The 12,240-nt window shown below is 71.8% G+C and carries 14 protein-coding genes; 8 read left to right on the forward strand and 6 right to left on the reverse strand.

The annotated features are described in order from the left end of the window. Positions 1-19: 19 nt before the first annotated feature. The 3 genes from KXC43_RS00335 to KXC43_RS00345 are packed head-to-tail and all read left to right on the forward strand — an operon-like array spanning position 20 to position 2,883. Entirely contained in the window at positions 20-958 is a 939-nt protein-coding gene (locus KXC43_RS00335; RefSeq protein ID WP_221373810.1) for a protein phosphatase 2C domain-containing protein, read from the forward strand. 9 nt (positions 959-967) lie between these two features. Beyond that, on the forward strand, positions 968-2,233 hold the full coding sequence (locus KXC43_RS00340) for a vWA domain-containing protein (protein ID WP_221373811.1): 1,266 nt from the start codon (positions 968-970) through the stop codon (positions 2,231-2,233). Further along, positions 2,230-2,883, forward strand: coding sequence for a double zinc ribbon and FHA domain-containing protein (locus KXC43_RS00345; protein WP_221373812.1), 654 nt, complete (start codon positions 2,230-2,232; stop codon positions 2,881-2,883). The genes KXC43_RS00340 and KXC43_RS00345 overlap by 4 nt, the downstream gene beginning before the upstream one ends. A 1-nt stretch (position 2,884) precedes the next feature. Here the strand turns inward: KXC43_RS00345 and KXC43_RS00350 are convergent, their stop codons facing one another. Beyond that, on the reverse strand, positions 2,885-4,312 hold the full coding sequence (locus KXC43_RS00350) for a serine/threonine-protein kinase (RefSeq protein WP_255643278.1): 1,428 nt from the start codon (positions 4,310-4,312) through the stop codon (positions 2,885-2,887). 192 nt (positions 4,313-4,504) lie between these two features. Between KXC43_RS00350 and KXC43_RS00355 the strand changes: the two genes are divergently transcribed. Next, entirely contained in the window at positions 4,505-5,296 is a 792-nt protein-coding gene (locus KXC43_RS00355) for a universal stress protein (RefSeq protein ID WP_221373814.1), read from the forward strand. A 6-nt stretch (positions 5,297-5,302) separates the two neighbouring features. On the opposite strand, the gene KXC43_RS00360 is transcribed toward KXC43_RS00355, so the two are convergent. After that, positions 5,303-6,169 carry an alpha/beta fold hydrolase gene (locus KXC43_RS00360; RefSeq protein ID WP_221373815.1) on the reverse strand — a complete coding sequence of 289 codons (867 nt, stop codon included), beginning with the start codon at positions 6,167-6,169 and terminating at the stop codon, positions 5,303-5,305. Between the two features lie 48 nt (positions 6,170-6,217). Between KXC43_RS00360 and KXC43_RS00365 the strand changes: the two genes are divergently transcribed. Both KXC43_RS00365 and KXC43_RS00370 read left to right on the forward strand, forming a co-directional pair. Next, positions 6,218-6,691, forward strand: a complete 474-nt coding sequence (locus tag KXC43_RS00365; RefSeq protein ID WP_221373816.1) for a MarR family winged helix-turn-helix transcriptional regulator — start codon at positions 6,218-6,220, stop codon at positions 6,689-6,691. 246 nt (positions 6,692-6,937) lie between these two features. Beyond that, entirely contained in the window at positions 6,938-7,741 is an 804-nt protein-coding gene (locus tag KXC43_RS00370; RefSeq protein WP_221373817.1) for an inositol monophosphatase family protein, read from the forward strand. Positions 7,742-7,760: 19 nt separating this feature from the next. On the opposite strand, the gene KXC43_RS00375 is transcribed toward KXC43_RS00370, so the two are convergent. Next, on the reverse strand, positions 7,761-8,456 hold the full coding sequence (locus tag KXC43_RS00375; protein WP_255643279.1) for a carbon-nitrogen hydrolase family protein: 696 nt from the start codon (positions 8,454-8,456) through the stop codon (positions 7,761-7,763). Further along, positions 8,453-8,620 (reverse strand): hypothetical protein, encoded by a 168-nt coding sequence (locus KXC43_RS00380; RefSeq protein ID WP_221373818.1) that lies wholly within the window; start codon positions 8,618-8,620, stop codon positions 8,453-8,455. Before KXC43_RS00380 ends, KXC43_RS00375 begins: the two co-directional genes overlap by 4 nt. 75 nt (positions 8,621-8,695) lie before the next feature. Between KXC43_RS00380 and KXC43_RS00385 the strand changes: the two genes are divergently transcribed. Continuing rightward, the gene (locus KXC43_RS00385; RefSeq protein ID WP_221373819.1) at positions 8,696-8,890 is read left to right on the forward strand and encodes a hypothetical protein; all 195 of its coding nucleotides are present in this window, start codon (positions 8,696-8,698) and stop codon (positions 8,888-8,890) included. A gap of 209 nt (positions 8,891-9,099) precedes the next feature. Further along, positions 9,100-10,329 carry a L,D-transpeptidase gene (locus KXC43_RS00390; protein WP_221374696.1) on the forward strand — a complete coding sequence of 410 codons (1,230 nt, stop codon included), beginning with the start codon at positions 9,100-9,102 and terminating at the stop codon, positions 10,327-10,329. Between the two features lie 59 nt (positions 10,330-10,388). Here KXC43_RS00390 and KXC43_RS00395 read toward each other — a convergent pair whose 3' ends face one another. Next, on the reverse strand, positions 10,389-11,720 hold the full coding sequence (locus tag KXC43_RS00395) for a peptidase associated/transthyretin-like domain-containing protein (RefSeq protein ID WP_221373820.1): 1,332 nt from the start codon (positions 11,718-11,720) through the stop codon (positions 10,389-10,391). A 68-nt stretch (positions 11,721-11,788) separates the two neighbouring features. Continuing rightward, the gene (locus KXC43_RS00400) at positions 11,789-12,193 is read right to left on the reverse strand and encodes a hypothetical protein (RefSeq protein WP_221373821.1); all 405 of its coding nucleotides are present in this window, start codon (positions 12,191-12,193) and stop codon (positions 11,789-11,791) included. Between the last annotated feature and the right edge of the window lie 47 nt (positions 12,194-12,240).

Consider the following 12,240-nt stretch of genomic DNA (forward strand, 5'->3'; position numbering starts at 1 on the left):
TTTTTAAGAGCGAGGCCCGATGACGATGACCGACTGCGCGTCGTGCGCCGATGAGCGCACCGCCGGAGCAGCCTTCTGCGAGGTCTGCGGACAGTCCCTGGCGCCCGAACCCGCCTGCCCTCATTGCGGGACACCCGGCGGAGTGGGCGACGACGGGTACTGCGAGCATTGCGGGATGCTGGCCGGGCGGGAACGCGATCATCTCGAAACCGACTGCGGCGAGGTCGCCGCTTCCGTGACCGACCGCGGGCTGCGGCACCATCGCAACGAGGACGCGATGTGGCTCACGACCCGCGGCGCCGAGGTCGACGTCGTCGTCAGCGACGGCGTCTCGTCCTCCTTCGACCCCGACGTGGCCTCGCTGACCGCCGTCCAGGCGGCGGGCGAGTTGCTGGTCTCGGGTGACGTCTCCGCGGCCATCCAGGCCGCCCAGGTCGCGGTGGCCGAGCTGGCCGCCTCGGGCGACCCGCGGCGGCAGGCCTCCAACCCGGCGTGCACGATCGTCGCGGCCACCGTCCGCGGTGACGCGGTGACCGTCGGCTGGATCGGTGACAGCCGCGCCTACTGGGTGCCCGACGTCGGCCCGGCCGAGCAGCTCACCGAGGACGACTCGTGGGCCACCCACGTGATCGCCCTGGGCGCCGACCCCGAACAGGCCATGCGCGACCCCAAGGCCCATGCGATCACGGCCTGGCTCGGCGCCGACGCCGGCAAGATCACCCCGCGTACGGGCGAGTTCGTGGTCGGGGACCCCGGACACCTGGTGCTGTGCAGTGACGGGTTGTGGAACTACCTGACCGACGCGGCCGCCTTCGCCGCGGCCGTGCGCGAGGGGTTGCGCGAACAGGGCACGCTGATCTCTGCCGCCCGGTGGCTGGCCGACTACGCGAACACCGCCGGCGGCGCCGACAACATCACTGTGGCTCTGATACCCGTATCACCGGCCGCCGCTTCCTAAGGAGCTGGGATGACCTATTCCGCCGAGGCCTTCCAGAACGAGTTCCTCGCCCTGGGGGCGACCGAGGTCAACGCGATCGTCACGGTCACCTCGTCCGGCGGCACGGGCGGGCTGCGCACGTCCGGCGCCACCGAGATCATCATCGTCGACGCCTCGGGCTCGATGCAGGCGGAGGGCCGCATCGCCGCCGCCCGGCAGGCGGCCAAGGCGGCCGTCGCGTGCCTCGACGACGGCGTCCACTTCGCCCTCGTCGCCGGGGTGGGCACCGCCCAGCAGTTGTTCCCGGCGCCGGGCCAGCTGGCCGTGGCGTCGGCGCAGACCCGGTCCGAGGCGACCTGGGCCATCGACCGGCTGCACGCCAGCGGCGGCACCGCGATGGGCGCCTGGCTGCTGCTCGCGGCCCAGCTGTTCGCCCAGCGGCCGGGCGACATCGCGCACGCCATCATGCTCACCGACGGCGACAACGGCGAGCGCGAGGGCTACCTGCAGAGCGTGCTCGACAGCATCGCCGGCAAGTTCACCGTCGACTCCCGCGGCGTCGGCACGAACTGGAAGGTGTCGGAGCTCCGCAAGATCGCCGACGCCATGCTGGGCACGGTCGACATCGTCGCCCGGCCGGCCGACCTCACGGCCGCCTTCGAGCAGATGATGACGGCTGCGATGGGCAAGACGACGGCCGACGTGCAGCTGAAGGTGTGGACGCCGGTGAACGCCACCGTGCGCTTCGTGAAGCAGGTCGAGCCGCAGGTGGCCGACCTGACCGGCAAGCGGGTGGCCGACGGCGCGCGGGCCGGGCGCTATCCGCTGGGCGCGTGGGGCGCCGAGAGCCGCGACTACCACGTCTGCGTGGACGTGCCACCGGGCGCCGCCGGCGACGAGATGCTGGCCGCCCGGATCTCCGTCGTCGAGGGTGACACCGTGCACACGCAGGCGCTGGTGCGCGCGGTGTGGACGGACGACGCGGCCCTGTCGACCCGGATCAACCGGCAGGTGGCCCACTACACCGGGCAGGCCGAGCTGGCCGACACGATCCAGGCCGGCATCGAGGCCCGCAAGGCCGGCGACGACCACACGGCCACGATCAAGTTCGGGCGGGCGGCGCAGCTGGCCCACGAGAGCGGCAACAAGGCGACGTCCGAGCTGCTGGCCACCGTGGTCGACATCGAGGACGCGGCGACCGGCACGGTGCGGCTGCGGCGCAAGGTGGCGGCGGCCGACGAGATGGCGCTCGACACCCGCTCGACGAAGACCGTGCGGGTGGGGCGCGGCCAGTGACCACGTACGCCTGCCCCAAGGGCCACGCCTCGGAGGAGAGCGACTTCTGCGACACGTGCGGCGCGAAGATCTCCTCGTCCGCCGCGCCGCTCGCCGACAGTGGCACCATCGACCTGCCCACGGCCAGCCCGCCCTGCCCGAACTGCGGCACACCCCGCTCCGGTACGGCCCGCTTCTGCGAGGACTGCGGCTTCGACCACGACACCGGCCGCGTCCCCGCCCTCGTGACATCGGCCGCGGCCCCGGCCGGCCCCGTCGCGGGCTGGACGGTCACGATCGCGCCCGACCCGGTCTACTTCGCCGAGAACGCGATCGACGGCATCGAGTTCCCCGCGTCGCCCGCCTCGCGCACGGTCCCGCTCCGCCCGCCGCAGGTGCGGATCGGCCGCAAGAGCAACTCCAAGGGCACCCACCCCGAGATCGACCTGGCCGAGGACGACCCGGGCGTCTCGCACTCCCACGCCCTGCTCACCCTGAGCGTCGACGGCGTGTGGCTGGTCTCCGACCTCGGCTCGACCAACGGCACCTACATCAACGACGACCAGCAGCCGCTGACGGCGGGCGAATCCCGGTCGCTGACCAGCGGCGACCGCGTCCACGTGGGCGCCTGGACCACGCTCACCCTGAACTCCCCCGACTCCGCCGCCTGACTCAGGTGGTCGACAGGGCCGGCTCCCCGGCTTCGCAGGTCACGGTCATCGTGACGGTCTCCTTGCCGTGTTTGAAGGTGACAGCCACGCCGGAGGCGGACTCCACCCGGAACGGCTTGCGCGGCTCGTAGGAGACGATCTCGGCTGTCCGCGGCGACGGGCAGGTCGCGTCGATCGTTCCGGCGGTGGACGAGAACGATCTCGTCACCGGCTCGGGCGCCACCGTCGCGGGCGGACTCGCCGGTGTGGTCGGCACCGCCACCGGGCCGCCGGGCGCGGCTGTGGTGGTGGCCGTGGCCGTGGTCGTGGCCGGAATCGCCGTTGTGGTGCGGACCGCCGTGACACCCGGTGCGGCCGCGGGCGGCGCCGTCCGGCGGCTGACCGGGGCCGGGCGGGACGGCTGCGCCGAGCCGGATACCGCGGCCGGTCCGGCTGTCGTCGTCGGCGGCCCGGAAGAACTGTCCAGCGCCGCCGGCGCCTCGGCGTCGCCGGGAAGCAGCAGCCAACCCGTCGCGCCGGCGGCGATGACGGATGCGGCGGCGGCCAGGACCAGCCCCCAACGAGGGCGGCGCTGCGGCTCGGTGGCCGGTGGAGCAGCCTCGGCGCCCAGGCCGAGCAGGATCGCGGCCTCGCGGGCACTCGGGCGGTCGGACGGATCCTTGCGCAGGCAGCGTTCGCACAGGTCGGTGACGAAGTCGGGGACGCCGGGGACGGGCGGCAGCGGAGCGGGCTCGACGTAGATGTGGTTGCTCAGCATCTGGGTGGTGTTCTCGGTGGTCCACGGCGATTGGCCGGACAGCAACCGGTAGAGGACGACGCCCAGCGCGTAGACATCCGACGCCGGCTCCACGGCGTCGTCTGTCAGCCGCTCCGGAGCCAGATAGGCGGGGGTGCCGAGCACCTCGGGGTCGAGGTCGCCGGTGCCGCTGGGCGCGGTGACGGCGGCGATGCCGAAGTCGACCACCTTGGCGCCGGTGGCGCCGAGCATGACATTGGCGGGCTTGATGTCGCGGTGGACCAGACCGGCGGCGTGGGCCGCGGCCAGCGCGCCCGCGATCTCGGCGCACACGCGCATCGCGGATCGCGGGTTGAGCGGCCCGGACGCCAGCCGTTCGGCGAGAGTGCCGCCCTCGACGAGTTCCATCACCACGTACGAACAAATGTGCCCGGCCGTGCGGAACTCACCGTAGTCGTGGACCTGGGCGATGTTGGGGTGGGACAGCGCGGCCGCGGCCTGGGCCTCCCGGCGGATGCGGTGATCGCCGGGCTCCGTCGCCACGATTTTGACCGCGACTGTCCGGGCCAGCACGTCGTCGCGGGCCTGCCACACGACGGCCATGCCGCCCGTGCCGATCGGGGCCAGCAACTCGTACCGGCCGCCCAGCACCCGGCCCGCGAGGTCCGCGCCGGCGGAGATCGGTCCGTCCATTCGGGCTAGTCTGCCGACATCGACGACCATCCGCATCCGGAGGCTGGACAGCAGAGGTGTCCGGACGGACGATCTGTCCTCGTTCCCCCTTTCGACGCACCATGTCTCACCCCTTGTCAACAGCGCTCCCGCAGGACGACTCTGGGACTGAGCCGCCGGTCCCCGGCGACCGCCTGTGACGAGGAGGCGGACATGATCAAATCCCGGATCGTGGTAGGCGTGGACGGCTCGGACCACGCCGTCGCGGCGGTCGGCTGGGCCGCCGCCGAGGCAGCACGCCGCGGAGCCGAGCTCCGTGTGCTGGCAGCCTATTACCGCGAACGATCCACACCCGGCCGGTCCTCGACCCGCACGGCCGAGGAACACGCCGCCGAGACCCTGCGCCGCGCGGTCGCCCAGGCCCACGCGGCCGCCCCCGGCATCGAGGTGCGCTGCCTGGCCCTGCCCGGCTACGCCGTGCCCATGCTGGTCCACGCGGCCGAGGAGGCGGCCATGGTGGTCGTCGGCAGCCGGCACGAGGGCGGGCTGCCGGTGTTGCCGTTCGGCTCGGTCAGCAGCCAGGTCGCGACCCAGGCCCGTTGTTGCGTGGTTGTTGTGCGCGGGCACCACGACCCGGAGACCGGGCCGGTCGTCGCCGGGGTTGACGGCTCCTCGTCGGCCGTCATGAGCCGGGCTTTCGAAGAGGCGTCGCTGCATCACACCGACCTGCAGGCGGTGACCGTCGGCGAGCGGGGGCGGGGTGAGGACCCGCTGGGGGCGGATCTGGACGCCGACCTCGACCCCTGGCGCGAGAAGTACCCCGGTGTCCGGGCCAGCCGCGAGTTCGTCGGCGGGCGCGCCGACCGGGTGTTGGTGCAGCGCTCCCGCGCGGCTCGCATGGTCGTCGTCGGTCCGCGCACGCACGGCTATGAGGGCTTGATGCTGGGTTCGATCGGCAGCCGCCTGCTTCGCCGCTCTTCCTGCCCGGTGGTGATAGCCAGGTAGCCGTTCTTACCGGGCTGTTCGGAGCAGGCCGGTTTCCTGACGCGCGACGAAGTCGAGGATTGCCTTCGCGAGTTCGTCCGGCGCCTCCATGGCTGCGTAGTGGCCTACGCCGTCCAGCTGGATCGAGCGGATGGGGGCGCTGGTGGCCTGCGCCATCGTGACCGCAGTGAAAGGGCCGCCCCCTGCGCCGACGGCCAGGACGGGGGCCTTCAGGGGTGGGAGCTGCTTGATCTCGTCGCCCTCGCGGAGCATCGAGCGGTAGAGGCCGGCCGCCCCGCGCCAGCCGCCGGGGCGCGCATAGGTGCGGGCGAACTCGTCGAGGTCGGCGTCGGAGATCGCTCCGGGCGTGGCGGTCATCGAGGGGAAGGCGTACGAGGCCAGGAATTCGCGTTCGCGGCCGGTCAGCAGCAGATCCGGGATGCCGGGAGCCGCCAGCACGCCGATGTGCCAGGCGCCGCCGTGGGTGACGTCGGCCAGGGCCTCGAGGCCGTAGCCGGGCAGGCCCATCTCGATGGCGGTGAGGCTGCGGACGTCCTCCGGGTGGGTGGTGGCCAGGCGGAAGACGGTGGCGCCGGCGATGTCCTGGCCGGTCAGGTGGACGGGGCCGACGCCGAGGTGGGCGATCAGATGGTGCAGGTCGACGGCGGCGGTGGCGCTGTCGTGGTCGTCGACGGCTGGTGCGGAATCGCCGAAGCCGCGCAGGTCGACCGCGTAGACGCGGTGGCTGGTGGCCAGCAGCGGGATGAGCTTGTGGAAGGCGTACCAGGTCTCGGGGAAGCCGTGGACCAGCAGGATCGGCTCGCCTTCGGCGCCGGCCGAGACGTAGTGCAGCGTGGTGCCGTTCAGGTCGGCGTGATGGTGTTCGACAGTCATGCTGTCGAAATATAGACAGTCAGGCTGTCGTTTGTCTAGGCTCGTCGCATGAACCGATCCGGGCCCGAACTGGCCCTGCTGCTGCTGGCGGGCTTCCGCGTCCTGGTCGACGAGGCGATCACCGGGCTGGCCGAGCTGGGCCACGACAATGTGCGTCCCGTGCACGATTTCGCCCTGCGGGCGATTGCGAACGGCGCCGAGAGCGCCTCCGACCTGGGCCGCAGCCTCTCGATCACCAAACAGTCGGCGGCGCGCACCATCGCCGTCCTGCAGGAGCGGGGCTACGTCATGAGCGGGCCCGACCCGCGCGACGCCCGCCGCAAGCGCCTGCAGGTCACCGCGCTCGGGTTCGATGCGCTGCACAAGGGCGAGGCCATTCTCGACGCCCGGCGCCGGCGCTGGGCCGAGCAGATCGGCCCCGAACGCCTGGAAGCCCTCGAGGACGAGCTGGCCGCGCTGGTCGGCGAGCAGCCCGTCCGTTTCGACGCCGCGGGCTGGATGGCCCGCGACCTCGGCACGTAGCCGATCCGCGCCGACCCTGGCCGCTTCGGCCCGCGACCACGGCACGCACCTGCGCCCACATCAACCTCCGGCCGGATGACCTGAGGATCTTGACGCGAAGCCCGTCTGCTTCGATCGCGGGCCGGACCGGCTGTGGCGCGGGTGGTGGATGTCGTCATCGGTGGTTGGTCCGATGTTCAACCCGGTGGGGTGAGGTGGGTGACATGGCCCGCGAGTCGCCTCGGGCGGCGGGCGATCGGAGGCAGGATGGTTACCGTGGAGACGGATCTTCAGCTTGCGCAGCGGGCCGCACTGACCGGGGCCGCGGTGGCGCTGCCGCACTTCGAGGCGCTGGCCGAACTGCCGCGTGAGCTCAAGGCGGACGGTTCGGTGGTGACCGCGGCTGACCGGGCTGTCGAGTCGGCTGTTCGCGAGGTGCTGACCGCGGCGCGGCCCGGGGACGCCATCCTGGGTGAGGAAGAGGGGCAGACCGGCGCGTCCGGACGGCGCTGGATCATCGACCCGATCGACGGAACGGCCCTGTTCGTGGCCGGCGACAACCGTTGGCTGGTGCTGATCGGCCTCGAGGAGGACGGCGAGATCGTCGCGGCCGTGGCGGCGCATCCCGCGCAGGGCAGCCTGTGGTGGGCCACTCGCGGTGGCGGGGCGTTCGAGGGTCGCGTGGTCGGCGGGCGCGTCGTCGCCGAGACCCCCGTGCATGTCTCGTCGGGCGCCGACTCGGTGACGGGCAGCCGCCTCGCAGTGGTGCCGGAGGACTGGGGGCGTGAGCTCGTCGCCCCGCTCAAAGAGGTCACGCCCGCCCTCCCCTGGCCGATTCATCCCGCCCTGATGGTGGCGCGCGGCGATCTCGACCTGGCCGTCCAGACCGGCGGCCAGATCTGGGACTTCGCGGCCACCTCGCTGATCGTGCGGGAGGCGGGCGGCAGCTTCAGCAGCGTCGACGGGCGCCTGCAGCCGGGCCCGGGCGCCTCCGTGTACGCGCGGAGCGACGCCCTGCGCCAGGCCGCCCTCACCCTCGTCGGCGACCCGGCCGCCCGAGCCACGTCCTGACCCGGCCACAAAGGCCGTCTCACGGGATCGTGGCGACTGCCATGCCCACCGTTCCGGTCGGCACCGCCGCCACGATCTCCCCGGTGGGGCTGATCACGCAGGTCGGGCCCAGCCCCACGTGCGAGTCGCCGCGCGAGCCCGTCACGTCGGCCGAGGCCAGCCACATCCCCGTCTCCCGAACGCGCTTGCGGCGCAGCTCGTTGTGGCGGCGCTGCCACCACGGGGCCTTGTCCCGCCGCATCATGTTCTGCGCGGGCAACACCAGCAACTGGGCGTTCTGCCTTCGCACGGCCGCGGCGGCGTGGGGGTACTGGCCGTCGAAGCAGATGTTGATGCCGAACCGCACGCCCGCGCAGTCGAAGACCGGATAGTCGCCGCCCGCCGTGAAGACGTGCTCGCCACGCGTCAGGAACGTTTTCCGGTACGCGCCGACCGTGCGCCCGTCCCGCAGAACCGCCGCCGTGTTGTAGTAGCGGTCGTCCTTCCGCTCGATCATGCCGAGCACGACGGTCGGGCGCACCGCCAGCCGCAGGTCGGCCGGTCGCGCGAACTCGCGCACGTGTTCGGGCGTCACCGCATAGCCCTGCAGGAAGCACTCCGGGAAGACCAGCAGGTCCACACCCTCGGCCTGCTCGGCGAAGTCCCTGACGACGGTGAGCGCGGCCTCGACATCGCCGAGTATCTCCGGTGTCTGGCAGACGCCGACGCGCATCATGACAGCCGGCCCTCGAGGGGACCGAGTTCCATGACGGCCGCTTCGACCTGCCGGCGGTCCTCCGCCGACCCCAGCGTCCGCCGGAATTCCAGGGTCTCGTCGCCCGGCACACCGGGCCGAAGCGGCACGGTGGTCTCGTTGGGCACAACTTCCCCGTCAGCCATGGCCGCAGTCTGCCGAAGTGCGGCCCGGATCGCACGGGAAAGTTCCGGGCCGCCGGCATCGGGTAATCGCCGTGCATGACTGAGCCGACGAACGTCGGAGCCGGCACCGAGCAGCACATCACCGGCTCCCCCGAGACCGACCCGTTCCCCACCGACAAGCCGCCGTCGGCCGACACGCCGTCCGACGGCAGCAGCAACAAAGGCATCAACGAGCACCGGGCCAACCTCAACGAGGGTGAGACCGACGAAGCCCCCGAGCCGCCCGACTGACCTCATCCGGTGCCTACCGGCGCCTCCGTGGGGAAGAAGTGTGCTCCGCGGAGGCGCCGCCGACGGGGACAAGCCGGACGGGGTATCGACCGCGGCGATGATCTGTCACGATGATCTCCCTTCGAAACCGGTGCAACGTTTCAGGGCCCGCTCGCGTCTCTTCTACTGGGCCATGGACGGCGCGGTGGGCATCCTGGAATGCGAGAGTGATGATTCAGCGACGCAAGGTGATCATTGGTGCCATCGGCGCGGCTGCTGCCGCCACCGTGGCCGGGTGCTCCACGGGCGGCAAGGGTGGCGACGCCGCCGGCTCGTGGGTCGGCACGGCGGCTGACACGGTGGTCGCGCCGGTCGAGCTGAGCGTCACGCCGGCGAGCGGGGACACCGGAGTGTCGCCGGTCAAGCCGGTGGTGGTCAGCGCCGCGGGCGGCAAGCTGGAGTCGGTCGTCGTCACGGCGGGCAAGACGAAGGTCGCCGGCGCGATGCAGGACGACGGCACCTGGCGTTCGACCGGGGACCTCGCGTACGGCCGGAAGTACACGGTGACCGTCACGGCCACCGACAGCGCGGGCGTGAAGACCACTGAGGACACCACCTTCACCACGCTCAAGCCGGCGAAGACGGCCACGGTCACCTTCCAGGCCAACGCCATGCTCGTCCTCAAGGAGGGCCGGACGTACGGCGCCGGGCAGCCGGTGATCGTCCGGTTCAGCCGCGCCGTCAACAAGAACGCGGCCGAGAAGGCCATCGAGATCAAGACCTCGCCCGCCGTGCCGGGCAAGTTCTACTGGCGGGACGACCGGACCGTGCACTGGCGGCCGGCGAAGTACTGGACCGCCGGCACGAAGGTCGACGTGACCGTCAACATGTTCGGCGTCAAGCTCGGCAAGACGACCTACGGCGCCAAGAACGTCTCGACCAACTTCCGGATCGGCCGGCAGCTGATCGCGATCAGCGACAACCGGACCCACATGACGAAGGTCTACATCGACGGCAAGCTCGTCCGCACGATGAAGAGCAGCCTGGGCAAGGGCGGCGGCACAACCGGCGCGAACGGCGAGCGCATCAACTACTGGACGGCCGGTGGCCCCCACGTCGTGCTGGGCAAGAAGCGCAAGCACACCATGAGCTCGGCCAGCTACGGCGTCACCGACCCGAAGGACCCGAACTACTACGTCTCCGAGAACATCGAGTTCTGCACCCGGATCAGCTACTCGGGCGAATACCTGCACGCCGCTCCGTGGAACAAGTCGCTGGGCCGGGCCAACCTGTCGCACGGCTGCATCAACCTCAGCACGGCCGACGCCAAGTGGGTCTACAACACGTTCCTGGTCGGCGACATCGTCGACGTCCGGAACACCCCACGCGAGCTGCCGATCTGGAACGGCCTCGGCGACTGGAACGTCCCCTTCGACAAGTACGGCCGCGACACCGACTGACCGCTTCGCTCGCGCGGCGCCCGGAAGTCCACGGTCGCCGCGCGAGCGAGGGCGCCGGTCTATCTGATCGTGGCCTGGCCGCATTGATCCGGGAAGAGAAGCAGGTCGATGGTGAGGCCTTGGCCGTCGACCTCGTACGGTCCCTCTTCCCGTGAGCAGCCGCCGTGCGAGGTGATGACCGTGTACAGGCCGGGCGGCACCTCGGACGTCCGGAACGAGAACTCACCCTCGACGCTGGTCGTGGTCCGGTAGCCGCCCGGCTCCAGCCGGACCGTGGCATCGGGCACCGGCAGGAATGTCGTGATGTCGAGCACCCGCCCGTTCAGGACGGTGAGGTTCCGGACCTGAATGCCGGCCGCCGTCAACAGGCTGTCGACGGCGCCGTCATTGGCCACCGCGTACACACTTCGCGACCCGGGGACGTTGCCGACCGGGACCTGAACCACGGCGTACCCACCCGGTTCGTTCGGAGCAGCGGTCAGGTTCAGCGTCGGCGCGCCGACGCTGTAGCGGAACTGCGTGACGCTCTTGTCGCCCCCGGCATCCAGCCGCACGGACAGGGTGCCGCCCTGTTCCACGGTGTTGCCGTCCGGGAACGAGATCGTCGGCGTGAGCGGCCGCGCGGGCTGCGGGTTGCCGGCTGCCTTGACGTGGAACGTCCAGGTGGCCGGCGTGGAGAACAGGCCGGCCCGGTCCTTGGACCACACGCGCAGGGTGAGAATTCCGTCGCGGCTCGGCGCGATCGTCAGGGTCGCCCCGTGAGTGCCCGCGTCGGCCGGGACCGTGGCAGCGCCGGCCGGCCCGACTCCGCTGTCCAGGGTCCAGGCGTACGCGACGACCTCCTCCGGCCGGAGTTCGGGTGGACTGACGACGAACTGTCCCGGCACCCCTACGCCACCGGCAGGCGCGTCGGCCGGGTAGTCCGTGGACGTGACCCCCGCCGGCTGTTGTGGCGGCGTGGCATCCACGGCGAACTCGCACCGGTCCGACCAGGGACCGTGCCGGGTGCCGTCGAAGGTCCGCGCCCGCCAGGCGTACGTTCCTCCGTCGGCCAGCAGCCCCTCCGGGACGTCGACCGCGACCACGGCGGGGTTCCCGGCCGACCGGCTCGCCCGACCGGCGCCGCCGGAGGTCCCGTCGATCGGCCACCAGGCGAACGTGGTGGTCAGGTTCTGCCCGCCGCCCGGGGCGGACTGCCGGACCGCCAGAACCGGCGTCCTGGTCGTTACGTAAGGCCGATCGGCCCCGGCCGCGCAGGCTCGCCCGTTCGACCCGGGCTCACCTGGCCGGCTCGGCGTCGTACCTGACGTCCCGGCCGAAGCCGGCGTCGGCCAACCCGACACGGCCGCCGCCAGGACTGCGGCCACCGCCCATCGTCCCCGTACCCGCATGCGTGTCTCCACTTCGGACTGTTGAAAGTCCGACGATTATCACAGCGGTGCGGGCGAATTGGCTACGGTCAATGGGAGCTGAGTGTGGTCAGCCACCGGTCGATGGGCGCGGCCACCTCGGCCGGGGCGCGGCGGGCCCACGAGAAGTGGTCCACAGGAGCGTTGCCGGCCACCCGCACCTGCAGACGGGCGGCGTTGGCGGCTCGTTTGGCCAGCAACGCGACCGCGCGCGGGTTGATCAGGTTGTCGCCGTCGATGCCGAGCATCAGACGCGGTGTCCTCAGCCGGGACAGGGCGGCCTCGTAGTCGAACGGGTCGCGGTGCAGCCGGAACCGGCCGTGGCTGGCCTCGTAGACCCAGTCCCGCATCACCGTGCTGGGCTGGCGGCCGGCGAAGCCGAAGATGTGGCCGGGCCAGTAGCCGAGCGTGCGGGTGACAGCCCGGACCGTCCGGGTGCCGATGTAACGCCGCACCCGCCGCCGGGCTCCGAATTCGGCGCTGCACCAGCTAGTGCCGGTGG

This window comes from Paractinoplanes polyasparticus, assembly GCF_019710575.1.
Lineage (GTDB): Bacteria > Actinomycetota > Actinomycetes > Mycobacteriales > Micromonosporaceae > Actinoplanes > Actinoplanes polyasparticus.

What these genes read in the sequence shown, in the direction of transcription:
- KXC43_RS00350 (WP_255643278.1), bottom strand. Translation starts at nt 4,312, where the DNA reads ATGGACGGACCGATCTCCGCCGGCGCGGACCTCGCGGGCCGGGTGCTG.
- KXC43_RS00360 (WP_221373815.1), bottom strand. Translation starts at nt 6,169, where the DNA reads ATGACTGTCGAACACCATCACGCCGACCTGAACGGCACCACGCTGCAC.
- KXC43_RS00365 (WP_221373816.1), top strand. Translation starts at nt 6,218, where the DNA reads ATGAACCGATCCGGGCCCGAACTGGCCCTGCTGCTGCTGGCGGGCTTC.
- KXC43_RS00390 (WP_221374696.1), top strand. Translation starts at nt 9,100, where the DNA reads ATGATTCAGCGACGCAAGGTGATCATTGGTGCCATCGGCGCGGCTGCT.
- KXC43_RS00375 (WP_255643279.1), bottom strand. Translation starts at nt 8,456, where the DNA reads ATGATGCGCGTCGGCGTCTGCCAGACACCGGAGATACTCGGCGATGTC.
- KXC43_RS00385 (WP_221373819.1), top strand. Translation starts at nt 8,696, where the DNA reads ATGACTGAGCCGACGAACGTCGGAGCCGGCACCGAGCAGCACATCACC.
- KXC43_RS00340 (WP_221373811.1), top strand. Translation starts at nt 968, where the DNA reads ATGACCTATTCCGCCGAGGCCTTCCAGAACGAGTTCCTCGCCCTGGGG.
- KXC43_RS00335 (WP_221373810.1), top strand. Translation starts at nt 20, where the DNA reads ATGACGATGACCGACTGCGCGTCGTGCGCCGATGAGCGCACCGCCGGA.
- KXC43_RS00380 (WP_221373818.1), bottom strand. Translation starts at nt 8,620, where the DNA reads ATGGCTGACGGGGAAGTTGTGCCCAACGAGACCACCGTGCCGCTTCGG.
- KXC43_RS00370 (WP_221373817.1), top strand. Translation starts at nt 6,938, where the DNA reads ATGGTTACCGTGGAGACGGATCTTCAGCTTGCGCAGCGGGCCGCACTG.
- KXC43_RS00395 (WP_221373820.1), bottom strand. Translation starts at nt 11,720, where the DNA reads ATGCGGGTACGGGGACGATGGGCGGTGGCCGCAGTCCTGGCGGCGGCC.
- KXC43_RS00355 (WP_221373814.1), top strand. Translation starts at nt 4,505, where the DNA reads ATGATCAAATCCCGGATCGTGGTAGGCGTGGACGGCTCGGACCACGCC.